This is a genomic window from Paenibacillus vortex V453 (assembly GCF_000193415.1).
Taxonomy (GTDB): Bacteria; Bacillota; Bacilli; order Paenibacillales; family Paenibacillaceae; genus Paenibacillus_AQ; species Paenibacillus_AQ glucanolyticus.
The window spans coordinates 26,997-50,654 of sequence record NZ_ADHJ01000013.1; the positions used below are offsets into that span (position 1 = coordinate 26,997).

Annotated in this window: 21 protein-coding genes, 2 pseudogenes and 1 riboswitch; of the genes and pseudogenes, 22 read left to right on the forward strand and 1 reads right to left on the reverse strand. The window is 51.6% G+C overall.

Going from position 1 to position 23,658, the window contains the following annotated elements:
• Positions 1–123: 123 nt before the first annotated feature.
• The 4 genes and pseudogenes from PVOR_RS32755 (at position 124) to PVOR_RS30960 (ending at position 3,525) form a co-directional block, all read left to right on the forward strand.
• Positions 124–870 (forward strand): annotated as a pseudogene (locus PVOR_RS32755) (MBL fold metallo-hydrolase).
• Positions 871–932: 62 nt separating this feature from the next.
• Positions 933–1,085, forward strand: coding sequence for a hypothetical protein (locus PVOR_RS30555; protein ID WP_160163977.1), 153 nt, complete (start codon positions 933–935; stop codon positions 1,083–1,085).
• Between the two features lie 62 nt (positions 1,086–1,147).
• Positions 1,148–3,283, forward strand: coding sequence for a DNA topoisomerase III (locus tag PVOR_RS06270; protein WP_006208277.1), 2,136 nt, complete (start codon positions 1,148–1,150; stop codon positions 3,281–3,283).
• Between the two features lie 104 nt (positions 3,284–3,387).
• The gene (locus PVOR_RS30960; protein ID WP_006208278.1) at positions 3,388–3,525 is read left to right on the forward strand and encodes a hypothetical protein; all 138 of its coding nucleotides are present in this window, start codon (positions 3,388–3,390) and stop codon (positions 3,523–3,525) included.
• A 31-nt stretch (positions 3,526–3,556) separates the two neighbouring features.
• Here the strand turns inward: PVOR_RS30960 and PVOR_RS30320 are convergent, their stop codons facing one another.
• Positions 3,557–3,754 (reverse strand): hypothetical protein, encoded by a 198-nt coding sequence (locus PVOR_RS30320; protein WP_138917771.1) that lies wholly within the window; start codon positions 3,752–3,754, stop codon positions 3,557–3,559.
• Position 3,755: 1 nt separating this feature from the next.
• On the opposite strand from PVOR_RS30320, the pseudogene PVOR_RS06275 reads away from it, so the two are divergent.
• From PVOR_RS06275 to PVOR_RS06355, 18 genes and pseudogenes are all read left to right on the forward strand, one after another.
• Positions 3,756–4,020, forward strand: a pseudogene (locus tag PVOR_RS06275) (DUF1294 domain-containing protein).
• A 128-nt stretch (positions 4,021–4,148) separates the two neighbouring features.
• Positions 4,149–4,583 carry a universal stress protein gene (locus PVOR_RS06280; protein ID WP_006208280.1) on the forward strand — a complete coding sequence of 145 codons (435 nt, stop codon included), beginning with the start codon at positions 4,149–4,151 and terminating at the stop codon, positions 4,581–4,583.
• Between the two features lie 605 nt (positions 4,584–5,188).
• A riboswitch (purine riboswitch) is annotated at positions 5,189–5,290 on the forward strand.
• A gap of 188 nt (positions 5,291–5,478) precedes the next feature.
• Entirely contained in the window at positions 5,479–5,964 is a 486-nt protein-coding gene (gene purE / locus PVOR_RS06285) for a 5-(carboxyamino)imidazole ribonucleotide mutase (protein WP_006208281.1), read from the forward strand.
• Positions 5,961–7,148 (forward strand): 5-(carboxyamino)imidazole ribonucleotide synthase, encoded by a 1,188-nt coding sequence (gene purK / locus PVOR_RS06290; RefSeq protein ID WP_006208282.1) that lies wholly within the window; start codon positions 5,961–5,963, stop codon positions 7,146–7,148. The genes purE and purK overlap by 4 nt, the downstream gene beginning before the upstream one ends.
• A gap of 3 nt (positions 7,149–7,151) precedes the next feature.
• Positions 7,152–8,447 carry an adenylosuccinate lyase gene (purB, locus tag PVOR_RS06295; RefSeq protein ID WP_006208283.1) on the forward strand — a complete coding sequence of 432 codons (1,296 nt, stop codon included), beginning with the start codon at positions 7,152–7,154 and terminating at the stop codon, positions 8,445–8,447.
• Between the two features lie 272 nt (positions 8,448–8,719).
• Positions 8,720–9,610 (forward strand): phosphoribosylaminoimidazolesuccinocarboxamide synthase, encoded by an 891-nt coding sequence (locus PVOR_RS06300; RefSeq protein ID WP_006208284.1) that lies wholly within the window; start codon positions 8,720–8,722, stop codon positions 9,608–9,610.
• Between the two features lie 49 nt (positions 9,611–9,659).
• Positions 9,660–9,905 carry a phosphoribosylformylglycinamidine synthase subunit PurS gene (gene purS, locus PVOR_RS06305; RefSeq protein WP_006208285.1) on the forward strand — a complete coding sequence of 82 codons (246 nt, stop codon included), beginning with the start codon at positions 9,660–9,662 and terminating at the stop codon, positions 9,903–9,905.
• A gap of 4 nt (positions 9,906–9,909) precedes the next feature.
• Positions 9,910–10,599, forward strand: coding sequence for a phosphoribosylformylglycinamidine synthase subunit PurQ (gene purQ, locus PVOR_RS06310; RefSeq protein ID WP_006208286.1), 690 nt, complete (start codon positions 9,910–9,912; stop codon positions 10,597–10,599).
• On the forward strand, positions 10,577–12,820 hold the full coding sequence (gene purL, locus PVOR_RS06315) for a phosphoribosylformylglycinamidine synthase subunit PurL (protein WP_006208287.1): 2,244 nt from the start codon (positions 10,577–10,579) through the stop codon (positions 12,818–12,820). Before purQ ends, purL begins: the two co-directional genes overlap by 23 nt.
• Positions 12,805–14,283: an amidophosphoribosyltransferase gene (gene purF / locus PVOR_RS06320; RefSeq protein ID WP_006208288.1), complete on the forward strand. Its 1,479-nt coding sequence runs from the start codon at positions 12,805–12,807 to the stop codon at positions 14,281–14,283. Before purL ends, purF begins: the two co-directional genes overlap by 16 nt.
• Before the next feature lie 115 nt (positions 14,284–14,398).
• Positions 14,399–15,439 carry a phosphoribosylformylglycinamidine cyclo-ligase gene (purM, locus tag PVOR_RS06325; protein ID WP_006208289.1) on the forward strand — a complete coding sequence of 347 codons (1,041 nt, stop codon included), beginning with the start codon at positions 14,399–14,401 and terminating at the stop codon, positions 15,437–15,439.
• Positions 15,439–16,050 carry a phosphoribosylglycinamide formyltransferase gene (purN, locus tag PVOR_RS06330; RefSeq protein WP_006208290.1) on the forward strand — a complete coding sequence of 204 codons (612 nt, stop codon included), beginning with the start codon at positions 15,439–15,441 and terminating at the stop codon, positions 16,048–16,050. The genes purM and purN overlap by 1 nt, the downstream gene beginning before the upstream one ends.
• 148 nt (positions 16,051–16,198) lie before the next feature.
• Positions 16,199–17,746: a bifunctional phosphoribosylaminoimidazolecarboxamide formyltransferase/IMP cyclohydrolase gene (gene purH / locus PVOR_RS06335; protein WP_006208291.1), complete on the forward strand. Its 1,548-nt coding sequence runs from the start codon at positions 16,199–16,201 to the stop codon at positions 17,744–17,746.
• 157 nt (positions 17,747–17,903) lie between these two features.
• On the forward strand, positions 17,904–18,047 hold the full coding sequence (locus PVOR_RS30560; RefSeq protein ID WP_006208292.1) for a hypothetical protein: 144 nt from the start codon (positions 17,904–17,906) through the stop codon (positions 18,045–18,047).
• Positions 18,048–18,088: 41 nt separating this feature from the next.
• Positions 18,089–19,357, forward strand: a complete 1,269-nt coding sequence (purD, locus tag PVOR_RS06340; RefSeq protein WP_006208293.1) for a phosphoribosylamine--glycine ligase — start codon at positions 18,089–18,091, stop codon at positions 19,355–19,357.
• Positions 19,358–20,001: 644 nt separating this feature from the next.
• The gene (locus PVOR_RS06345) at positions 20,002–21,312 is read left to right on the forward strand and encodes a sugar ABC transporter substrate-binding protein (protein WP_006208294.1); all 1,311 of its coding nucleotides are present in this window, start codon (positions 20,002–20,004) and stop codon (positions 21,310–21,312) included.
• Positions 21,313–21,409: 97 nt separating this feature from the next.
• Complete coding sequence (locus PVOR_RS06350; RefSeq protein WP_006208295.1) at positions 21,410–22,723, forward strand: sugar ABC transporter permease; 1,314 nt, start codon at positions 21,410–21,412, stop codon at positions 22,721–22,723.
• Complete coding sequence (locus PVOR_RS06355) at positions 22,723–23,565, forward strand: sugar ABC transporter permease (protein ID WP_006208296.1); 843 nt, start codon at positions 22,723–22,725, stop codon at positions 23,563–23,565. The genes PVOR_RS06350 and PVOR_RS06355 overlap by 1 nt, the downstream gene beginning before the upstream one ends.
• Positions 23,566–23,658 lie beyond the last annotated feature (93 nt).

Sequence of the window (23,658 nt, forward strand, 5' to 3'; positions counted from 1 at the left end):
ACAAGAAGCACTTTATAACGAGGATGGGGGCGACTTTTCATAATGAATGATCACAGTATGTTAAAGACGGGTGCGATAGAGTCTGAAGAGATTGTGCCGGATATCCTTTCTATGCGCACCGTGATGGTGAACATCCAGATGATTGGCCTGCCGAGTTCAGGTGATTGGGTATTGGTGGACAGCGGCCTGGGTAATTTTGAAGAAGCGATTGCAGAGGCAGCAGAAAAAAGGTTCGCTCGTCCGCCTGTCTGTATTGTGCTTACGCACGGCCATTTTGTACCATGTGGGCAATGTGAAGGACGATTAGTCGGACCGCTCGGGGCGTACCTGTCTACGCTCACCGGAACGAAATGCCGTTCCTGACTGGTAGATGAGGATTACCCTCCAGCAGATCCAAGCGTGGGCGGTGGATTAATGGCCCGTGTCGCCCCGATGTATCCTCATAAAGCGATCGATCTGGGCTCACGAATTCGTCCATTGCCCCATGATGGCACGGTGCCGAATCTCGCTGATTGGCGGTGGATTCATACACCAGGGCATAGTCCCGGTCATATCTCCCTGTATCGCGCTACAGACGGCGTTCTAATTGCCGGAGATGCTGTCATTACGGTGAAGCAGGAATCTGCATTAGCTGTCATAGGGCAGGAGAAGGAGCTGCATGGCCCACCGATGTACTTTACACCGGATTGGGACCTTGCAAAGGAATCGGTTCGCCGCCTGGCTGAATTAAAACCCCGGATTCTAATAACTGGACACGGCGTGTCGATGCACGGGGATGAGATGAGGGATTCGCTGGATCGGCTGGCCCGAGAGTTCAACCACCTTGCCGTTCCCGATCATGGACGATACGTTAATAAAGATATGAACTGAATGGGATGGAAATCTATAGGATAGGATTCAGCTTCATGATATAGAAATATTAACAGGGTTACGTGGACACCGTTGGGACAAACTCCCTGCGGTGTTTTGGCGTGCTCCAGGTCGGCATCCAGGGCGATTTCTCCATCATTGAGGAGTTGAAGAACCAGGGCTGCCCGATATGTGCCAGCCATACGTTTGCCTGGCTCGCGAAGCGAACGATCTGATTCATTTTTGTGGAAATAAACGAAGGGAGGTTATAATAGGGGAACAGAGGAAGGGGAGGGCTATGAAAGTATTAGTATTGGCTGAGAAGCCGTCCGTCGCGAAGGAAATTGCCAGAGTGATGGGCAGCCGAGAGAAGCAGAAGAATTATTTTGAAGGACCGAAATATATTGTGACCTGGGCGCTTGGGCATTTGGTAGGTCTTGCAGAACCCGAGGATTATGATAAGAAATATCAAACCTGGGTGCTGGAGGATTTGCCGATCCTGCCGGATAACACCAGGCTTAAAGTGCTTAAGGAAACCAGCCACCAGTTCAAGACGGTGCAGCATCTGATGAAGCGACAGGATGTCGGGGAGATGATCATTGCTACCGATGCCGCCCGCGAAGGGGAACTGCTTGCGCGCTGGATTCTGAAAATGGCGAAGTGGAACAAGCCGTTCAAGCGGTTATGGATTTCTTCCCAGACCGATAAGGCAATCAAGGAAGGGTTCGCATCGCTGAAGCCGGGACAGCAGTTTGATCGACTGTATGAGTCCGCACGCTGCCGGGCGGAAGCCGATTGGATGGTTGGCCTCAATGTAACGCGTGCGCTTACGACCAAATTCAATGCTCAGCTGTCGGCAGGCCGGGTTCAGACGCCAACGCTCGGAATGATCATGGACCGTGAGAAGGAGATTGTCCATTTCCGCTCCCAAGAGTATGAGACACTGCAGGCCGATCTGGGAAGCTTCGAGGTTTCGTGGCGTCCGGCGGGCGGAGACGGTCGTCTGTTTGAGAAGGATAAGGCCGCGAAGTTGAAGTCGAAGCTGGAAGGCAGCACCGGGAAAATCACCAGCGTGAAGAAGAGCGAGAAAAACGAGCCGCATCCGCTGGCTTACGATTTGACCGAACTGCAGCGGGATGCCAACCGCAGGTTCGGGTTCTCGGCCAAGCAGACCTCGAATGTGCTGCAGCGCCTGTATGAACAGCATAAGCTGGTCACTTACCCGCGTACGGACAGCCGCTATCTGACATCCGATATGGTGGGGACGTTGAAGGAGAGATTGTCGAGCATTGCGATAGGACCTTATGCATCGCTTGCACGTCCATTGCTGCGCAAAAATATATCGCCAGGCAAACGGGTTGTGGATGATAGCAAGGTAACGGACCATCATGCAATCATTCCAACGGAGCAAACCGTGCTGCTTAATCAGCTGTCTGTTGATGAGCGGAAGCTGTACGATCTCATCGTGCGCCGCTTCATCAGCCTATTCTATCCTCCTGCCCGGTACGATAACGTATCGGTAACCGTGCAGATTGAAGGAGAGCTGCTCTACGCGAAAGGGACAACGATCAAGGACAGCGGATGGCGTGAGGTCTATGGCGGTGATTATGATGATGACGGCGATGATGAGCCTGAGGATGCCCAGGGTGCGTCCTCAGGCAAACTCCTGCCTGAACTGAAGGAAGGAGAGACGGTGAAGGTGGTTCGCTGCGTGCTGAAACCGGGACGGACACAGCCGCCCAAGCGCTACAACGAGGCGGCACTGCTCTCGCAGATGGAGAAGCACGGTCTTGGAACACCTGCGACCCGGGCGGACATCATTGAGAAGCTGGTTAGCTCGGACACCATCGAACGGCAGGGGCAATCCCTGCATCCGACAGGTAAGGGCAAGCAACTGATTGAGCTTGTCGCTCCAGAGCTGAGAACACCGGAGCTTACGGCACGCTGGGAGGCTGAGCTGGAGCGGATCGCGAAGGGGCAAGGCAAGCCGGAGCCGTTCCTGCGCGGCATTCGGGACATGACCAAGAAACTGGTCACCGACGTTAAGGGAAGCGACGCGGAATATAAGCCGCATAATGTCTCGAACAGCCACTGTCCGGACTGCGGTACAAGGCTGCTGGAGAAGAAGACCAAGCGCGGCAAGCTGCTGGTCTGCCCGAGCGAAGATTGCGGATATAAGCGTTCCGGTGAGAAACGTCTGTCAAACCGTCGCTGCCCGCAGTGCCATAAGAAGATGGAGATGAAAGAAGGCAAGGCGGGAATGTTTGTGCAGTGCCTTGGCTGCGGCATTACCGAAACGCTGAAGCAGGACGCCAAACATGTGAACAAACGGGAGGAACGGAAGCTCGTACAGCAATTCAGCAAACAGGAGTCGATCGGTTCGAATCTGGGCGACCTGTTGAAAGCAGCTCTTGAACAGAAGGGCAAGGAGTAGTCGGTTGTTTATGAGACCTCAGATGCTCGAAATGCTTTTTTTCTTGCCGCTGTTAGCATAACCTCCGGCGCAATGGCCCATTCTACGGACAGGGGGTGATTTGCATGCCGAATCATAAAGCGAGAAAAACCGAAAATCAGCAGAACAAATCAAGCATTCTTGAGGAGAGTAAAACCCTCAAACCGAAAAAGGCTGCAGACTATGTACCAAGCCTGAACGAAATACCCAAGAATGAATCTTGAGCTTTCGTAACGGTCGAATGATTCGATTATCTTAGTTGTCATTGTGCTGGGCATCGGGGAGTCGGTTCTTGCCGGCAAACCGGTGTCCTCGTAATGGCATTCGCAGATGATGCGGCGGCAGGGCTGATTGCCGGGCATTGTCTTCAATAGCCTGCGGTTTTATAATGATGGTAGAACTAATGGCTGATTGAGCAGCATGGATCAGTTGAAATGGGGGTGCGTGAGCCAACGTGAGACCTGCACTGATCGTTTGGTTTATTTTTATCAATGCGGTAGCCTATCTGGTCATGTCCGAGGATAAGCGGCGTGCCCGGTTGGGACGGGATCGTGTTCCGGAGAGAACGCTCTTTTTGCTGGCTGCAACTTGGCGGTGCCTTGGGCGTATGGATTGCGATGTACCGCAAACGTCATAAGACAAGGCATTTATCTTTTAAAATCGGAGTACCGCTGTTATTAATCGTGAACGTTGCGCTGTATACGTACTTCTGGGGTTGAAGTCGGATTAGCCTGGTTTTTACATAAGGGGACAGCCGAACAGCAATTCAGTTAGCTCGTTTCATATGGGTATGAAGTTGTTTAATAATAAGTAGTAGGTCTTTTAACAACAGAAAGAGGTGGCCTGTATGCTTTTTACTAAAATTCTTCTAGCTTACGACGGCTCCAAGGCAGCGAATAAAGCACTCGGACGTGCGGTTGAACTTGCGAAGGTAACGCCGGGAGCTGCGCTGGATGTCATTCATGCTTACGATTTTCCGCGTTTTTTCGTTGGGGAAGGGCTAGCTCCGATTCCAGCTTCACTCAATAAAGATGTTTACGATCTTGCCGTGCAGACGACTGAGGAGATCCGCGAGCGAATTGAGAATTCTGGAGTGCCTGGTCAGGTGGAGATGATTCAGGGTCCTCCGGCTGAAGTTATTCTGGAGTATGCAGATCAGAACGGCAGTGACCTGATCGTTATCGGCAGCCGCGGTCTTGGCGGTATTCGCGAGTTTGTGCTCGGGAGTGTCAGCCATAACGTGGTGCAGCATGCAACGGTTCCAGTATTGGTCGTGAAATAATGATGTTGGGGACGCTGAGAGCGTCCCTTTTTTTATAAAGATAAGACAGTATAAACGTCAGAGGCTTTCCATTCTTATCTCGCAAGATAACCCCCCCCCCAGATGTCGGATGATAAGATTTCGACTCTAGCCCCCATCTTTCGTGTAAGTAACTACAATTAAAGAGCAGAATACGATCTTATTTTATTCTGCGATAATACTTTTCCCTTACCCTCAATGCAGCAGCAAAAAAATCTCCATTGAATATGCTCCAGCGGAGCGGACGAATCGTGGATGGAGAAGCGCCAGCGTTCGCCTTTAAACACGGGAAACATCCATTATAGTTCAATCCAGTTTCCCGTGTTTAACAGCGATCGGAATCACGATGCGTCAGCGCAGCGCTGCTAATTGCTCAACATGTACTGCTTACAGTTTTTCATATCCACCAATTGGCAGGCCTTATAAAGCCCGCAGTCTCCAAGAAGTTTTTGCTGCTGCACGCCCCACTTGCCAGATACGAACATTATTTTTTGTGCAAATCTGATTGTTCGTGTTTAGGTTGACACTAGGTGTCAGAAATTGATAAACTGAGGATGTTGAGGTTCAAAATAACTTATGAAGCGTGATTGATGAAATTTAATATTTCTCGTATAAAACCGGGGATATGGCCCGGAAGTCTCTACCCGAAAACCGTAAATTTTCGGACTACGAGGGAATACAAACGGTGCGGCAACAACGGGGCCTGACTTCTTGTTTGCCTCTTTGGCGGCGGATGCGAATGACTCTTCTGCTTGGAGCAGCAGCGTTCGTAATCCTTGTATGTCCGAGACCTGCACAGATTTTGTGTTTACGGGATCGGACTTTTTTCAGTGGTCAGCAACGAATTGTCGAATTTCGAAGAAAGCGGGGGTAACTCATGTCAGCACAAGTAGGAGTTATTATGGGAAGCAAATCGGATTGGGATACGATGTCCCATGCATGCGAGGTGTTAGACGAGCTTGAAATTCCGTATGAGAAAAAAGTCGTATCTGCTCACCGCACACCGGACCTGATGTTCCGTTATGCCGAGGAAGCGGAGGGCCGGGGGCTTCGCGTCATTATCGCCGGAGCTGGTGGAGCCGCGCACCTGCCTGGTATGGTCGCATCCAAGACGGTATTGCCGGTCATCGGCGTTCCGGTTAAATCCAAAGCGCTGAAGGGTCTGGATTCATTGCTGTCGATCGTACAGATGCCAGGGGGCATTCCGGTAGCGACCGTAGCCATCGGCAAAGCGGGGGCCACTAACGCTGGACTTCTCGCAGCTCAAATACTGGGTACTTCGGATGCAGGGATTCGTGAAAGAGTGCAGGCGCGTCGTGACCGTATTCGTGACGAAGTGCTGGAAAGCAGCAATAACTTATGATGGAGAACGGAACACAGCAGACAACCGGATCCGGTAAAAAGCTCTTGCCTGGTTCCGTCATTGGCGTTCTGGGCGGCGGCCAGCTTGGACGGATGATCGCGCTGGACGGCATCCGGATGGGTTATTCGTTCGTCACGCTGGACCCGACGCCGAACTCGCCGCTCGGTCAGATGGCTGAGCAGATTACGGCAGGTTACGATGATGTCGAAGCTGCACGTCAATTGGCAGAGAGTGCTGATGTCATTACGTACGAATTCGAGAATGTCGATGCGGGCGTAGCCAAGCTTCTGGAGGAGCAGTCTTATGTTCCGCAAGGAAGCAAGCTGCTCTATACCACACAGCACCGTTTGCGTGAGAAGGCGGCAATTGAAGCCGCAGGCGTGCCGGTTGCGCCGTATCGTGAGATAACAAGCCTTACAGATTTGCAGTCGGCCGCCACTGAGCTTGGACTTCCGTGCGTGCTTAAGACCGCTACGGGAGGTTATGATGGTAAAGGGCAGGCGGTTCTCCGCAGCGAGGATGAGCTGGAGTCGGCTTACAGGGAGCTGGCAGCCAGTGGAACGGAGCTCGTATTGGAGAAGTTTGTGAAGTTTGCGTGCGAGATTTCCGTGATCGCTGCACGCACCCCAAGCGGTATCGTGAAGAGCTTTCCGCCGGCAGAGAACGTGCACGTCAACAATATTTTGCACCTGTCGGTTGTACCTGCGCGTGTGCAAAGCGACGTTCAGCGCAGGGCCTGTCAGCTCGCGGAACGCGTGGCTGAAGGCTTAGGAGCGGTTGGCCTGCTGGCCGTGGAGATGTTTGTGACCGAGGATGGCGAGCTGTATGTGAACGAGCTTGCACCACGTCCGCACAACTCGGGCCACTACACGATGGAGGCTTGCTCAACTTCCCAATTCGAGCAGCATGTGAGAGCCATATGTAATCTCCCACTCGGAGATACCACGCTGCTGAGCCCGGTTGTTATGGTGAATGTGCTCGGCCAGCATCTGGAGGAGGTCGTGCAGCGCTTCGGTAATGAGGATACGCTGGCAGAGTCTCTGGGTGTTGTGCCTAAACTTCATCTGTACGGCAAGAGCGAGGCGAAGCTTAACCGCAAGATGGGACATATCAACCTCTTGTGCGGGGATGTGGATGCCGCCCTGGAATGGGTGGAGAAAATGAATATTTGGAGGCAGGATTAAACGATGATTGAACGTTACAGCAGACCGGAAATGCGAGCGATTTGGACCGAGGAGAACAAATTCAGAGCGTGGCTGGAAGTGGAACTGTGCGCATGTGAGGCATGGGCAGACCTTGGCGTCATTCCGAAGGAAGACACCGTTAAACTTCGACAGAATGCGACTTTTGATATGGATCGGATATATGAGATTGAACAGGAAACCCGCCATGATGTCATCGCCTTTACCCGCGCGGTATCGGAGAGCCTGGGCGAGGAACGGAAATGGGTCCACTATGGATTGACTTCGACGGACGTGGTGGATACCGCGATGGGGTATCTGCTCAAGCAGGCTAACGATATTTTGGAGCAGGACATCCTGCGCTTTATCGGTATTTTGAAAGAGAAGGCACTGGCCTACAAACATACCCCGATGATGGGCAGAACGCATGGTGTTCATGCTGAACCTACAACGTTTGGTCTGAAAATGGCGCTGTGGCATGAAGAGATGATCCGCAATCTGGAGCGCTTCCGCCATGCGGCTGACGGCGTCCAATACGGTAAAATCTCGGGGGCGGTCGGAACATATGCCAACATCGATCCTTCCGTAGAAGAATTCGTATGCCGCAAGCTCGGCACGAAGGCAGCGCCGATCTCGACCCAGACGCTGCAGCGTGACCGTCATGCGGAATACATGGCAACCCTGGCACTCATCGCTACATCGCTTGAGAAGTTTGCAACTGAGGTTCGCGCATTGCAGAAGAGTGAGGTTCGCGAGGTAGAAGAAGCATTCGCTAAAGGTCAAAAGGGTTCTTCCGCGATGCCGCACAAACGCAATCCAATCGGTTCGGAAAACATCTCGGGCCTGGCGCGCGTCATTCGCGGTCACATGGTGTCCGCCTACGAGAACGTGCCGCTCTGGCATGAGCGGGATATCTCCCACTCCTCGGTAGAGCGCATCATCCTGCCGGATGCGACGATGCTGCTGAACTACATGCTGAACCGCTTCGGCAATATCGTGAAGAACCTGACGGTATTCCCGGAGAACATGAAGCGCAACATGGCTCGCACCTATGGCGTTCCCTTCTCGGGCCGCATCCTGACGAAGCTGATCGATAAAGGCTTCAGCCGCGAGCAAGCGTACGATACCGTTCAACCGCGCGCCATGCAGGCATGGGAAGAGCAGCGCCAATTCCGCGAGATCGTGGAAGCCACGCCTGAGATCACCGAGGTGCTCAGCGCTGAGGAGATTGAGGATGCATTTAATCCAAGCTGGCACCTGAAGCATGTGGATACGATTTTTGCCAAGCTGGGGCTGGAGTAAGGATGTCGGTATAAGAAGTTCTACAGCGGAGAAGGCGGAATTGTTTTGTAGAAGCGATAGCGGTCCCCTTTGCCCCCGGATTTTAACCTTTGAATCATATTCATGGAAATCTGGGGGCAACAGGGATCGGAAAAACAATCCGCATTCGTAGTGATGAACAAGCTAAAGATCTTTAGTCCACATGATACTGAGCATTCTATTTTTCATCCGACAGAAATACAGGGAGCGACAGTCTCAGATTGAGATATACGTCGCCCCAAGGGGAGGAACACATGACATTACCGGCATTATCGACCGCCACTCATCTGGTCAACGTACCGCTGCTGTACAAGGGCAAGGTGCGTGAATTGTACGACCTGGGGGAGCACGTACTCATCGTCGTCACCGATCGCATTTCCGCTTTTGACTATGTGCTGGAGCCGCCTGTACCGGCCAAAGGAACCGTGCTGAACAAGCTGAGTGCTTTCTGGTTTGGGCAAACGGAACAGCTTATCAGCAATCATGTTGTGCATACGGACGTGAATCTCCTGGGTGATGCCGTCAAGGATAAGGCGCTGCTCGATGGCCGAATCATGGTGTGCCGCAGAGCCGAGCGCATCGATATCGAATGCGTCGTCCGCGGATATATTACCGGCGGCGGCTGGAGGCAGTATCAGTCCACGGGCGAGGTTAACGGTATTAAGCTGCCGGAGGGCATGCGCAAGAATGAGGCTTTTCCCAAGCCGATCTTCACGCCGGCTGCCAAGAACGATGTCGGTCATGATGAAGATATTTCGCTTGATCGGATGCAAGAGCTTGTCGGTGAAGAGCTGGCATTGCAGCTGCAGGATCGCAGCCTCATGCTCTACAAGTTCGCCCGCGACTATTGCAGCAAGCACAGCATTATTTTGGCAGATTGCAAATTTGAGTTCGGTTTGATCGATGGAGAGATCGTGCTGATCGACGAGATTTTTACGCCGGATTCCTCCCGTTTCTGGGATGTGAACCATTATGCGCTCGACATTGAAATTGACAGTATGGATAAGGAGCCGGTGCGCACGTACCTCGCTTCGTCCGACTGGGATAAGAACAGTGAACCGGGTCCCCTGCCGCAAGCCGTGGTGGAGGAAACAACACGCCGCTACACTGATATTTACAGCCGAATCACGGGTGTCAGCTTGTAAGCTTTTATAAACCATTTCATTCATATATACCGAGGAGGAACAGGAAACAATGTTGAAAGCAAAGGTCTACGTCACGATTAAACAGAGCGTATTGGACCCTCAAGGGGTAGCGGTACAGGGTGCACTTCATTCAATCGGATATAAGGAAGTAGAGAGTCTTCGCATCGGTAAATATATGGAGCTTGAGCTGGGTACGGATAACCGTGAGGAAGCCGAGCAGCGTGTGAAAGAAATGTGCGAGAAGCTTCTGGCCAATACGGTGGTTGAGAACTACCGTTATGAATTGGAGGGCTAAACCGATGAGATTTGCAGTGCTGGTCTTTCCTGGCTCGAATTGCGACATTGACTGTTATAAGGCGGTAGAAGAGACGATTGGTCAGCCGGTGGATTACGTATGGCATACGGCAACCGACCTTTCCCCATATGATTGTATTTTGGTACCCGGCGGATTCTCCTACGGAGATTATCTGCGGTGTGGTGCGATTTCCCGGTTCGCCCCGGTTATGAATGAAGTGGCGAAGGCGGCGGAAGAGGGCAAGTATATTCTTGGCATCTGCAACGGATTTCAGATTTTGACGGAAGCGGGACTCCTTCCAGGGGCTTTGCGCCGCAACGATTCGATGAAATTCCGCTGCCATGACAGTGTGCTGAAAGTGAACAATAATACGACGCCATTTACGCGCGATTATGCAGAAGGGCAAGAGATTGTCATTCCGATCGCCCATGGTGAAGGCAACTATTACTGTGATGAAGAAACGCTTCAAAAGCTCCGGGACAACCGGCAAATCGTATTTACGTATCAAAACAATCCGAACGGCTCGGTAGAGGATATCGCAGGCATCTGCAACGAGCGCGGCAACGTAATCGGCATGATGCCGCATCCGGAGCGCGCGGTGAGCAGTCTGCTCGGCTCGGATGACGGCAAGGCAATGTTCACATCCATATTACAGGCATGGAGGGATACTCATGGCGCAGCAAACGTCCGTTAAGGAACCGACAGCAGAACAGATCGCAGAGTTTCAGATTTATAAGCAGATGGGAGTTTCGGACAGCGAGTATGAGCTGATCTGTTCCTTCATGGGACGCAAACCGAATTATACGGAAATCGGCGTGTTTAGTGTCATGTGGTCCGAGCATTGTGCTTATAAAAATTCCAAGCCGCTCCTTCGTCGCTTCCCGACAAGCGGTCCGCGCGTCCTGATGGGACCAGGCGAAGGCGCAGGGATCGTGGATATCGGCGACAACCAGGCGGTTGTATTCAAAATCGAAAGCCACAACCATCCGTCCGCGGTTGAGCCTTATCAAGGCGCAGCTACGGGTGTGGGCGGCATTATTCGCGATATTTTCTCTATGGGGGCAAGACCGGTTGCGATCCTGAACTCGCTTCGCTTCGGCAAGCTCGAGAGCGATCGCGTGAAATATTTGTTTGAGCACGTTGTATCCGGTATTGCAGGTTATGGCAATTGCATCGGAATCCCGACGGTAGGCGGCGAGGTTGTATTCGATGAGAGTTATGAAGGCAATCCGCTGGTCAATGCGATGTGTGTCGGCATTATCGACCATGACAAGATTCAGCGCGGTGTGGCAAAAGGGGTAGGTAATCCGGTCTTCTATGTTGGACCTCCAACCGGACGCGATGGCATTCACGGCGCGACTTTCGCTTCCGTTGAGCTGACGGAGGAATCCGAAGCGAACCGTACGGCCGTTCAGGTCGGTGATCCGTTCATGGAGAAGCTGGTCATGGAATCCTGCCTGGAGCTGATCGATTCCGGCATCGTGCTGGGCATTCAGGATATGGGCGCGGCTGGACTGACTTGCTCCAGTGCGGAAATGGCAAGTAAAGCCGGCAATGGTCTTGAACTGTACCTGGACCAGGTGCCTCAGCGTGAAGAGGGCATGACGCCTTATGAAATGATGCTGTCGGAATCCCAGGAACGGATGCTGTTCGTGGTAGAGCCGAAGGATGAAGCTCAAGCTCGCGAAATCTTCGACCGGTGGGGCGTGATCTGCGCCAAAGTCGGCAAGGTAACGGACGATGGCCGCTTGAAGCTGATCCATCATGATGAAGTGGTGGGCGATATGCCGGTGAAAGCACTTGTTGACGAGTGTCCGATCTATGATAAACCATCCCAAGAGCCCGCTTACTATAAAGAGCAGGCCGCCGTGGATACACTCCGTTATGAAGAAGTGAAGGATTTGGGCGGTGCCCTTAAGAAGGTGCTGGGCTCACCAAGCCTTGCAAGCAAAGCATGGGTATACAATCAATACGACTACATGGTTCGTACCAGCACGGCGGTTCGTCCGGGTTCGGATGCCGCTGTCGTGACGGTTCATGGAACACGCAAAGCGCTGGCGATGACAACGGACTGCAACGGCCGTTATGTCTATCTCGATCCCGAGCGGGGCGGCAGAATTGCGGTCAGCGAAGCAGCGCGCAATATCGTATGCTCTGGCGCAGAGCCGCTTGCCATTACGGATAACCTGAACTTCGGCAGCCCGGAGAAGCCGGAAATATTCTGGCAGATGGAAAAAGCCGTTGACGGCATGGCCGAGGCTTGTCGCGAGCTCGGAACTCCGGTCATTGGCGGCAATGTCAGCCTCTATAACGAGAACACGAAGGGCGCGATTTATCCGACGCCGGTTGTCGGCATGGTCGGTCTGATCCATGATACGGATCATATTACGACACAAGCTTTCAAGGCGGAAGGCGATGCGATTTATCTGCTGGGCGATACCCTTGCAGAACTGGGCGGCAGTGAGTTCCAAGCGGTCGTTCATGGGGTGTCGGAAGGCAGACCGCCGGAGCTTGACCTCGGTACCGAGAAGAAACTGCTTGACGGCGTACTGAAGGCGATCCAATCCGGTCTGGTTCAATCCGCGCATGACGTGTCGGAGGGTGGCCTTGCAGCAGCACTCGCCGAGAGCTGCATCAGCGGCAATGTCGGTGCAACGGTCGAATGGTCGACCGAGCTTCGCAGCGATGTGGCGCTGTTTAGCGAGAGCCAATCCCGGATCGTGCTGTCGGTATCCGCTGATCATAAGAACGCGCTTGAGAAGCTTCTGCAAGAAGCCGGCGTACCATTTACGGCACTTGGTTTCGTTGGCGGAAGCAAGCTTAGCATTAACATTAACGGTGCTTCTGCGCTGGAAGAATCCGTGGAGGCTTTGAAATCCGTCTGGGAGGATGCCATTCCATGTCTCATGAACTGATGCCCGAAGGACTGTGGACAGGGGATTACTACAATGAGGGAACAGGTCAGAGCGATATATTTGATACATTAAAAGAAGAGTGCGGCGTATTCGGGGTGTTTGGGCATCCCGATGCCGCCTCCCTTTCCTATTACGGGCTTCATGCCCTCCAGCATCGAGGGGAGGAAAGCGCAGGGATCTGCGTGGCCGATGGTGAGAACTTCAATTATCACCGCGGCATGGGGCTTGTGAAGGAAGTGTTCGACAAGGATAAGCTGGAATCGCTGAAGGGCGGGATGTCGATCGGGCATGTCCGTTATTCGACCAGCGGCGACAGTCGGCTGACGAATGCGCAGCCGCTTGTCTTCAAATACCGTGAGGGCAATCTGGCGATTGCCACGAACGGCAACATCGTGAATGAGCCGAAGCTTCGGCGTGAGCTGGAGATGGAGGGTTCTATTTTCCAGACTACGAGTGACACGGAAGTTATTGCGCATCTGATTGCACGATCGCCCAAGGATTTTGTCGAGGCAGCCAAGGATGCATTGAAGCGACTGGTCGGCGGATTCGCCTTCCTGCTCATGACAAACGACAAGCTGCTTGTCGCTTCGGACCCGAACGGACTCCGTCCGCTGACGATGGGACGTCTTGGCGATGCGTATATCTTCACGTCCGAGACGTGCGCGCTTGAAGTGATCGGGGCGGAAGCGATACGTGATGTCGCTCCAGGGGAGCTTCTTATTCTGGATAGAAACGGTCTGCGTGAAGAGCGTTACACGGAAGCCGGCCGCAAAGCGCTATGCGCAATGGAATACATCTATTTCTCCCGTCCGGACAGCGATCTGAACGGTTCAAATCTGCATTCGGCCCGTAAACGGATGGGCAGCAAGATGGCGTTGGAATCGTTCGTGGATGCGGATGTGGTCACAGGCGTGCCAGACTCCAGCATTTCAGCTGCGATTGGTTATGCCGAACAGACGGGCATTCCGTATGAGCTCGGATTGATCAAGAATAAGTACACCGGACGTACGTTCATCCAGCCGAGCCAGGAGCTGCGCGAACAGGGCGTGAAGATGAAGCTGAGCGCTGTACGGCGCGTGGTGGAAGGCAAACGCGTAGTGATGATTGATGACTCCATCGTGCGCGGTACGACGTCCCGCCGGATCGTCAACCTGCTTCGCGAGGCAGGCGCTACCGAAGTGCATGTGCGAATTACGTCGCCGCCATTCAAGAATCCTTGCTTCTATGGCATCGATACACCGGATCGCAGAGAACTGATTGCATCTGAAAAAAGCGTCGAGGAGATTTGCCGTGAGATCAATGCGGACTCCCTGTCGTTCTTGAGCCCGGATGGACTCATATCTGCTATTGGCGGTTATGATGAACACAGCCATAAGGGCGGCTTGTGTATGGCGTGTTTTGACAATGATTACCCGACGCAGATTGATTTTAACGGGGAAGAGAAAATGGGCTGCAGCTGCTAGATTTGCGGTGGACAGCCGTTTTCTTGGGAATACCCTTTAAGCTGATTATTGATTAAGGCCATAAATGTTGTGTGAACGGATACTTTCGTCATAACGAAAAAGGAGTGTTGAGCGCGTGTCTGATACTTACAAACAAGCAGGCGTGGATATCGCAGCAGGCAACGAAGCGGTAGAGCGGATGAAAAAGCATGTCAAAACGACTTTCCGACCGGAGGTCATGACAGATCTGGGTGGTTTTGGCGCACTGTTCAAGCTGAATAAAGACCAATATGAAGAGCCGGTACTCGTCTCAGGCACGGATGGCGTCGGCACAAAGCTGAAGCTCGCATTTGCGATGGATCAACACGATACCATCGGTATCGATGCGGTGGCGATGTGTGTGAACGATATTGTGGTGCAAGGCGCAGAACCGCTCTTTTTTCTCGACTATTTGGCGTGTGACAAGGTCATTCCATCCAAGATTGAATCCATTGTCAAAGGAATTGCGGACGGCTGCAACCAGGCCGGCTGTTCGCTGATCGGCGGCGAAACCGCGGAAATGCCGGGGATGTACAGTGAAGGAGAGTATGACATTGCAGGCTTTACCGTCGGGATTGTCGACAAAAGCAAAATGATCAACGGGTCGAATATCGCAGCGGGCGACACGGTGATTGGACTGGCTTCTAGCGGTGTGCACAGCAACGGCTTCTCGCTTGTACGCAAGCTGCTTCTGGAGGATGCGGGCTATTCGCTGCAGCAAGAGATTCACGAATTGGGAGGACGTCTTGGCGACGTGCTGCTGGTGCCAACCAAGATATATGTGAAGCCGCTGCTTGGTTTGTTGAAGGAGATTGAAGTGAAGGGCATGGCGCACATTACGGGCGGCGGATTCATCGAGAATATTCCGCGCATGCTGCCGGATGGCGTCAATGTCGACATCGAATACGGCGCTTGGCCGATTCTGCCGATCTTTAAGCTGATGCAGGAGAAAGGCAAGATTTCGAACAAGGATATGTTTACGACATTTAATATGGGAATCGGCATGGTTCTTGTCGTTAAGGAACAGGATGCTGACGCGACGCTTCAATTCCTTCGTTCCGCTGGCGAAGAGGCTTACGTGATCGGCCGAGTGACGGAAGGCGAGCGTATCGTAACCTTCACGGGAGCTGAGGTGTAATGAGTCCGTTTCGCATAGCCGTTTTTGCTTCCGGAAAGGGCAGCAATTTTCAGGCATTGGTGGATGCGCAGTTAAGCGGTGCCTTGGGCGGCGATATCTGCCTTCTGATATGCGACAAGCCGCAGGCTCCCGTGGTGGAGCTGGCGGCAGCGGCGAATGTGGATACCTTTGTATTCGAGCCGAAGGAGTATGCCTCAAAGGAAGAGTATGAACGGAATATTGCAGCAGAGCTTCAGCAGCGCGGTGTCGAATTGATTGTACTTGCAGGATATATGCGATTATTAAGTCCGTCTTTTGTGGAGTTTTACAGCGGCCGAATCATCAACATTCACCCTTCCCTGCTGCCTGCTTTTCCCGGTAAAGACGCGATTGGACAAGCGCTTGCCTATGGTGTGAAAATGACCGGAGTTACCGTTCATTTCGTGGATGGCGGCATGGATACCGGGCCCGTTATTGCCCAGAAGGCCGTTGAGATCAAGAAAGGCGATACCGCGGAAGTGTTGGCGGAGCGCATTCATCATGTGGAGCAGAAGCTGTACTCGGAGGTCGTATCCTGGTTTGCTCAGAGGCGGATTTCGCTGAATGGGCGGAATGTGACGATTGCCGAATAGCCTTTTGTAATAATAGCGGACAAGGTCTTGCGGCGAATCGACATGTTCGATATTTCTCGGGAAATAATTTGCAATTATGGATGTTCGACAGCATCTAAGGAATCAAGACAGGCTATTATGATTTTCATTCAATATAGGGGGTATGGACGTGGGTATCAAAAGAGCTTTGGTCAGCGTTTCTGATAAAACCGGCATCGTGGAATTTTGCCGTGAGTTGTCTTCATTGGGTGTAGAGATCATCTCGACTGGGGGAACCAAGAATCTTCTTGCTCAGGAAGGAGTACCTGTTATCGGTATTTCGGATGTGACGGGATTCCCGGAGATTCTGGACGGACGTGTAAAAACCCTTCATCCTGCGGTACACAGCGGTTTGCTTGCTATTCGCGACAGCGAGGAGCATAAGCGCCAAATGCAGGAGCTCGGTCTCGATTATATCGATATGGTTGTCGTTAATCTGTATCCATTCCAGGAAACGATTGCGAAGCCGGATGTCGAGTATGAAGATGCCATCGAAAATATCGACATTGGCGGTCCAACCATGCTGCGTTCTGCGGCAAAAAACCATGCTTTTGTAAGCGTGGTTGTCGATGCGGCGGATTATGGCAGTGTGATCGAGGAAATCCGCGGTGGTGGCGACACCACGTTGGAAACCCGCAAACGTCTGGCAGCCAAGGTATTCCGCCATACAGCGGCTTACGATACACTCATTTCCGACTATTTGTCGAATGTGATGGGGGATCCGCTTCCTGAGCGCTTCAGCGTGACGTATGAGAAAATCCAGGATCTTCGTTACGGCGAGAACCCGCATCAGAAGGCAGCCTTCTATCGTAAACCGCTGGCTCCGGCGGGTACCTTGACGACAGCGGAACAGCTGCACGGCAAGGAGCTGTCCTATAACAATATTAACGACGCGAATGCGGCTTTGCAGATCGTGAAGGAGTTTGACGAGCCGACGGTAGTGGCCGTGAAGCATATGAATCCTTGCGGTGTTGGCATTGGCACCAACGTATTGGAGGCTTATCAAAAAGCGTATAACGCCGATCCAACCTCCATCTTCGGCGGGATTGTGGCAGCGAACCGGACCATTGACGCCCCGACAGCCGATCTGCTGAAGGAGATCTTTCTCGAAATCATCCTTGCACCGGACTTCACGCCGGAGGCGCTGGAAATTCTGACAAAGAAGAAGAACATCCGTCTGCTGAAGATGGGCGAGTTCGGTTCTGCCAAGGAGCGTCAGAGCACGCTTGCCGTAACGACGATTGAAGGCGGCATGATCGTCCAGGAAAGCGACGTGCATTCTCTGGATGTTGCCGATCTGAAGGTCGTGACGTACCGTGAGCCTACTGAAGATGAGCTGAAGCAGCTGCTCTTCGGATGGAAGGTTGTCAAGCATGTGAAATCCAATGCGATTGTATTGGCTGCGGACAACATGACCGTTGGCGTTGGCGCAGGTCAGATGAACCGCGTCGGCTCGGCACGCATTGCGGTTGAGCAAGCCGGCGAGAAAGCGAAGGGGGCTATACTGGCCTCCGATGCATTCTTCCCGATGGGAGATACGGTTGAGCTTGCAGCGAAAGCCGGAATTACGGCGATCATCCAGCCGGGCGGCTCCATTAAGGATGAGGAATCCATCAAGGCAGCCAATGAACACGGCATCGCCATGGTCTTCACCGGCGTGAGACATTTCAAACACTAATGAGGATGGCAACAGAGTCTCTCTTGTTGCAGCCATCCGGTGCAGTTCAAGGGACCCCTTAATCCCAACACAGACAGAGGCGACGCAATGCTTAGCGGGCGCCGCCTTTAAGTTTAGGGGATGAAGTGGACGTTGGGCGTTGAGCTAGGCTGCTATCATGGCAGCGCAAGCCCCTTTTCGGGACTTGGAGCCTGGGAAGGCGGCCAAAGAGGTCGTACAAGTCCCTTTTCGGGACTTGGAGCCCGAGCAGGCGGCCGTCATGGTACATTTGATTTTGCACTATGAATCATTCATGCAATGAAACGATGTGAATACCCTGAGATGAACCGGGAGGGAAGATCCATGGATATATTAGTGATCGGAGGCGGCGGCAGAGAGCATGCCATCGTATGGGCACTGTCGAAGAGTCCGAAGGCTGGCACGATATACTGTGCACCTGGCAATGCCGGAATCGGGCAGCTGGCTGAGTGCGTGCCCATCGCGGTATCGGAGTTTGAGAAGCTGGCTGCATTTGCGGTAGAGAAGCAAGTGGGACTTATCGTCGTTGGTCCGGATGATCCGCTGGCTGACGGCATTGTCGATGCGTTCGATGAGACAGGCATTCCTGTCTTTGGTCCACGTAAAAATGCTGCCGAGATTGAAGGAAGCAAAACCTTCATGAAGGATTTGCTCCACAAGTACAGCATTCCGACAGCGGCTTATGCGAAGTTTGACGATTACGAAGCTGCACTTGCTTATTTGCGCCAGCAAGGCGCGCCAATCGTTGTGAAAGCGGACGGGCTGGCAGCAGGCAAGGGTGTTACCGTTGCACGCACGCTGGAAGAAGCAGAGCAGGCGCTCAGCGATATCATGCAATCGAAGGTATTCGGCGATGCCGGAAGCCGGGTCGTCATTGAGGAGTTTCTGGAAGGCCAGGAAATGTCGATTCTGGCTTTTGTCGACGGTGAGACCGTGAAGCCGATGTCGGCAGCACAGGATCACAAGCCGGCATACGATGATGATCGGGGACCGAATACGGGAGGAATGGGAACCTATTCGCCATTGCCTCATATTCAGCCATCCATTATTCAAGAGGCCATTGAAACGATTATCAAGCCGACAGCAAAGGCGATGGTAGCTGAAGGGCGGCCGTTCCGCGGGGTTCTGTTTGCCGGATTGATGATCTCACCGGACGGCAGGCCGAAGACGATTGAATTTAACGCCAGATTTGGTGATCCAGAGACGCAGGTGGTATTACCGCGCCTGAAGACGGATCTTCTGGAGGTGTTCCTGTCTGCTGTAAATGGCACCTTGGCTGATCTGGAGCTGGAGTGGAGCGATGAAGCAGCGGTATGCGTTATCCTGGCCTCTGGCGGCTATCCGGCATCGTATCCGAAAGGGATTGCTATCACGGGTCTGGAGGACGAGCAGGACAGCACCATAGTATTCCATGCAGGAACCGCACGCGACGCGGAAGGAACGTGGAGAACGAACGGCGGACGCGTACTCGGCGTTGTCGGTCTAGGCGCAGATATCGCTTCTGCACGGGCAAAGGCATATGAACGGGCAGAAGGCATCACGTTTGAAGGCAAGTTTAACCGGACGGATATTGCACTCAAGGCACTCAGATGATAACGGAAATGCTAAATAGCAGAAGTATTCATTAACGAACAAGAACAGCTATCAGAAAAATTTGAAGGGCTGCCGCAGATCTTTTTTTAGATCGGGATCGGTAGTCCTTCTGTTTTGTGTAATCATTTAGAGGAAACCGAAGGACTGCCTTGGATCTTTTTTAGATCACGATCGGCGCTCCTTCCGTTCCGTAACTGTGAGAGCATAAATGCTGGAGGAACGGTCTTTTTCGCAAGCAATAGATGTATGAGGAGCCTCATTAACGCCTATCGCATTAGTGTGCAAACGTTTGTTCAATTGATCATCATTTATTGCGAATTCTTGTCTTAATTAGCGAGCATAACTACAGGATTGCACAGCGAATGCACAACTATTTTTATGATAACTTACGAAACACAGCGATAATGGAAGATAATATAGGATTAAATGCCTATTTCGAGGAAAAATGATCTGTGCAAACGTTTTTACATTCGAGATTAAATGTTGTATGATGTTTTCAGTGAATGAAGCGCTTTCTCAACGGGATTTTTCCAAAGTATCTCGCCAGATGCTACATAAAAAAAGAGACACTGAAAATTTTCTGAAATCGTTTGCGCAGATTTCCAACATTTTCTGATCATTTATTTGAGAGGGGTAATCATGGAATGAAGATGAAGAAGTTACTCACGCTAGCTGCAACCTTCACGTTGGCGTTCTCCATTACAGCATGTGGAGGAAACACAGCTGCTCCTGCTACAGAGGCACCTGCTGAGAATCCACCAGCACAGGAAACGCCGGCTGAAAATACAGAAGCACAGGAACTTAAGCCAGAAGAAGGCGCTAAATTGATCGTATGGGAAAGCCGGGACGAAAGAGCCTACACGGACGCGGTGGCTAAAGAATTTACCGAGAAATACGGCGTTGAAGTGACCATCGAAGAATTGTCTCCCACCGATCAAGTAACCAAGCTTGCACAAGACGGTCCATCCGGATTGGGCGCTGACGTAGTATTGTTCCCTCACGATAACCTGGGTAAAGCAGTAGCTACAAACCTGGTTCTGCCAAATGACTTTTACGAAGAAAAAACAAAGAGCAGCAACACGGAAGCTGCCATCCAAGGTGTAAGCTATGACGGCGTTCTGTACGGATACCCGCGCGCTGCTGAAACTTACCTGATGTACTACAACAAGGACTTGGTAAAAGAAGTTCCAACATCGATGGAAGAAGTTATCGAATTCAGCAAAACGTTCACCGACAAATCCAAGAACAAATACGGATTTATGTTCGAAACGGGCAACCTGTACTTTGCATATCCGTTCCTTGCTTCCAACGGCGGATACATCTTCGGTAACGGCGGTGCAGATGTCAACGATATCGGTCTTAACAATGACGGCGCGGTTAAGAGTATGGAAGTATACGCTAGCCTGAAAGAAATTCTTCCCGTTAAATCTGGCGACATTACACCGGATATCAAGCGCGGATTGTTCACAGCCGGCGACCTGGCTATGGACATCAACGGACCTTGGGAACTTGGCGGATACAAAGAAGCGCTTGGCGACAAACTCGGCGTTGCTCCAATCCCAACGATTGGCGGACAGCCTGCCGTATCGTTCTCCGGTATCAAAGCATGGTACGTAAGCTCATTCTCGAAATATCCGCAAGCGGCTCGTCTGTTCGCTGACTTTGCAACTTCCAAGGAAGCTCAATTGCAGCTGAGTGCATTGGTTGGATCGGTTCCAACAAACAATGAAGCTCAAGAAGACGATCAAATCAAGAATGACGAGTATGTATCGGCATTCACGGAGCAGTTCAAATCTTCCCAGCCGATGCCATCCGTTCCTGAAATGGCTAACGTATGGTCTCCTGTAGGCGCTGCACTGGCTGAGATTTGGGATAACAACAAAGACGTTAAAGAAACACTGGATAAAGCTGTGAGTCAAGTTAAAGATCTTAACAGTGGTGGAGCTGCTAAGTAATAGCGTTCTTATATAATACGAGAAAGATGAAGAAGTTCACCCGCCGAACAACCGGCGGGTGATTCCTCGATTATATGGAGAGGAGAATGGAGGGAGCATGCGTCAACATCGTATGACAGCGGCCATATTATCAGCCATCTGTATGGGTCTGGGTCAGCTTTACAACCGGCAATGGATCAAAGGCGTTCTTTTACTTATCGTAGGTGTATTCAGTCTGTACTACTTCATAAACAACCTGGGTGATGCTATCTGGGGAATGATATCGTTAGGGGAACAGGGAAGTCATTTAGAGAAGGTGAACGGCTTAACCCAGATGGTTGCCGGAGATCATTCCATCAACCTGTTGATTGAAGGTCTTATCACTTTGATTTTGTTTGCGATTTTTCTGCTTGGTTACTATGCCAATATCAGAAACGCATATAATGCTGGAAAACAAAGGGAAAAGGGTGTGAAACCCAACAATTTCAGACAGACCCTTTATTATATTTTTGAGTGGAAATTCGCCCAATCATTCCTGACCTTGCCTGCCATCGGTATTTTATTCTTTACTGTCATGCCGATTATCTTCATGGTCTTGCTGGCGTTCACGAACTATTCTGCTCCGAACAACCTGCCACCGGCAAATCTGGTAGACTGGGTTGGTTTCCAAACCTTTACGAATCTGATTGCATTGAAATCGTGGAGCCATACCTTTTTCGGCGTCCTGACCTGGACGATCATTTGGGCGGTGCTTGCAACGGTAACCACGTATTTTGGCGGGGTGCTCGTTGCACTGCTTATTCAGCAAAAAGGAATTCGCTTCAAAGGCGTATGGCGCGTTATTCTGATCATTCCATATGCAATTCCGCAGCTGATTTCATTGCTCGTTATGCGTAATATGTTTAACGGGCAGTTCGGACCGATCAACCAATACTTAAGATATTTCGGTTTGGAAGGCCTGCCTTGGCTGACAGATCCGATCTGGGCAAAATTCACCGTTATTATCGTAAACATGTGGGTAGGTATACCTGTATCCATGCTCCTGGTCATGAGTGTCCTGACTACGATTCCGAAGGATCTCTACGAAGCCGCGGACGTGGATGGGGCAACCGGGTTCCAGAAGTTTAAAATCATCACCCTGCCGATGATCATGTTCTCAACCGCACCGGTTCTGATTACGCAATTCGCCGGTAATATTAACAACTTCAACCTGATCTTCCTCCTGACGAACGGTAACCCGGTTGTGGGAGATTATCAGTACGCGGGAGCTACGGACCTGCTGGTTACCTGGCTCTACAAGCTGACTTTGGATCAGCAGAGATACAGTATGGCATCGGCAATCGGTATTATCATCTTCATGATTATTGCGTCCTTCTCGATTTACAATTATCGCCGAACCAGATCATTTAAAGAGGAGGATATGATCCAATAATGGGAATTAAAACGAGAAATGCGATTCGCCTGACGGCAAGTTATATTACACTTGTTATCATCGCGATCGGCTGTATTTACCCGGCGCTCTGGATTGTTCTGGCTTCTTTCCGTCCCGGAAAGTCATTGTACAGCAAGACTCTGATTCCAGAATCATTTACACTTAGTCACTATAAAGAGTTGTTCACATCCCAAAGCTTCCTGTTTGGTACATGGTATATGAACACATTGAAAATAGCGGTATTCTCCATGATTATCGGGACCATTCTTGTATTGCTTACAAGTTATGCCGTATCCCGCTTCCGGTTTAAGGGTCGGCAAAATGCACTATCGACCATTCTTGTGCTGGGGATGTTCCCCGGCTTCATGAGTATGATCGCACTGTACATTTTGCTGAACTCTCTGGATCTGCTGAATACACATGCAGCTATGATTATTGTGTATGCCGCAGGGGCGCCTCTGGGCGGAACGCTGATCATGAAGGGCTTCCTGGATACGATACCGCGAAGCTTGGATGAAGCGGCGAAAATCGACGGAGCAACCAACTTCCAGATTTTCCGCAGAATCATTCTGCCGTTGTCGAAGCCAATGATTACGTATATGGGCTTGACGATGTTTGTTGGACCGTGGGTAGACTTTATCTTTGCCAGACTTGTGCTCCGGACTAAAGAAAACTGGACGCTTGCCGTTGGTCTGTGGGATCTCGTCAACTCCACCCAGGACAGTAACTTTACTCTGTTCGCAGCAGCCTCAGTGCTTATCGCGCTGCCGATCACCATTCTGTTTATCTTCCTGCAGCGTTTGCTGGTGGACGGTATGACGGCAGGTGCAAGCAAAGGGTAGCATGCAACGGACTCATCATCAGACCTAAAGATAGACAGAACAGCGAAGAGACACAGCCGGTAACCGCTTGCTGTGTCTTTTCGTATTTTATGA

Bases quoted from the DNA above. Each gene is read 5' to 3' on its own strand.
- PVOR_RS06280 (WP_006208280.1), top strand. From the start codon at position 4,149: ATGCTTTTTACTAAAATTCTTCTAGCTTACGACGGCTCCAAGGCAGCG.
- PVOR_RS30960 (WP_006208278.1), top strand. From the start codon at position 3,388: ATGCCGAATCATAAAGCGAGAAAAACCGAAAATCAGCAGAACAAATCA.
- PVOR_RS30560 (WP_006208292.1), top strand. From the start codon at position 17,904: ATGGCAGCGCAAGCCCCTTTTCGGGACTTGGAGCCTGGGAAGGCGGCC.
- purD (WP_006208293.1), top strand. From the start codon at position 18,089: ATGGATATATTAGTGATCGGAGGCGGCGGCAGAGAGCATGCCATCGTA.
- purK (WP_006208282.1), top strand. From the start codon at position 5,961: ATGATGGAGAACGGAACACAGCAGACAACCGGATCCGGTAAAAAGCTC.
- PVOR_RS06355 (WP_006208296.1), top strand. From the start codon at position 22,723: ATGGGAATTAAAACGAGAAATGCGATTCGCCTGACGGCAAGTTATATT.
- purB (WP_006208283.1), top strand. From the start codon at position 7,152: ATGATTGAACGTTACAGCAGACCGGAAATGCGAGCGATTTGGACCGAG.
- purQ (WP_006208286.1), top strand. From the start codon at position 9,910: ATGAGATTTGCAGTGCTGGTCTTTCCTGGCTCGAATTGCGACATTGAC.
- purN (WP_006208290.1), top strand. From the start codon at position 15,439: ATGAGTCCGTTTCGCATAGCCGTTTTTGCTTCCGGAAAGGGCAGCAAT.
- purF (WP_006208288.1), top strand. From the start codon at position 12,805: ATGTCTCATGAACTGATGCCCGAAGGACTGTGGACAGGGGATTACTAC.
- PVOR_RS06270 (WP_006208277.1), top strand. From the start codon at position 1,148: ATGAAAGTATTAGTATTGGCTGAGAAGCCGTCCGTCGCGAAGGAAATT.
- purE (WP_006208281.1), top strand. From the start codon at position 5,479: ATGTCAGCACAAGTAGGAGTTATTATGGGAAGCAAATCGGATTGGGAT.
- purS (WP_006208285.1), top strand. From the start codon at position 9,660: ATGTTGAAAGCAAAGGTCTACGTCACGATTAAACAGAGCGTATTGGAC.
- PVOR_RS06350 (WP_006208295.1), top strand. From the start codon at position 21,410: ATGCGTCAACATCGTATGACAGCGGCCATATTATCAGCCATCTGTATG.
- PVOR_RS06345 (WP_006208294.1), top strand. From the start codon at position 20,002: ATGAAGATGAAGAAGTTACTCACGCTAGCTGCAACCTTCACGTTGGCG.
- purL (WP_006208287.1), top strand. From the start codon at position 10,577: ATGGCGCAGCAAACGTCCGTTAAGGAACCGACAGCAGAACAGATCGCA.
- PVOR_RS06300 (WP_006208284.1), top strand. From the start codon at position 8,720: ATGACATTACCGGCATTATCGACCGCCACTCATCTGGTCAACGTACCG.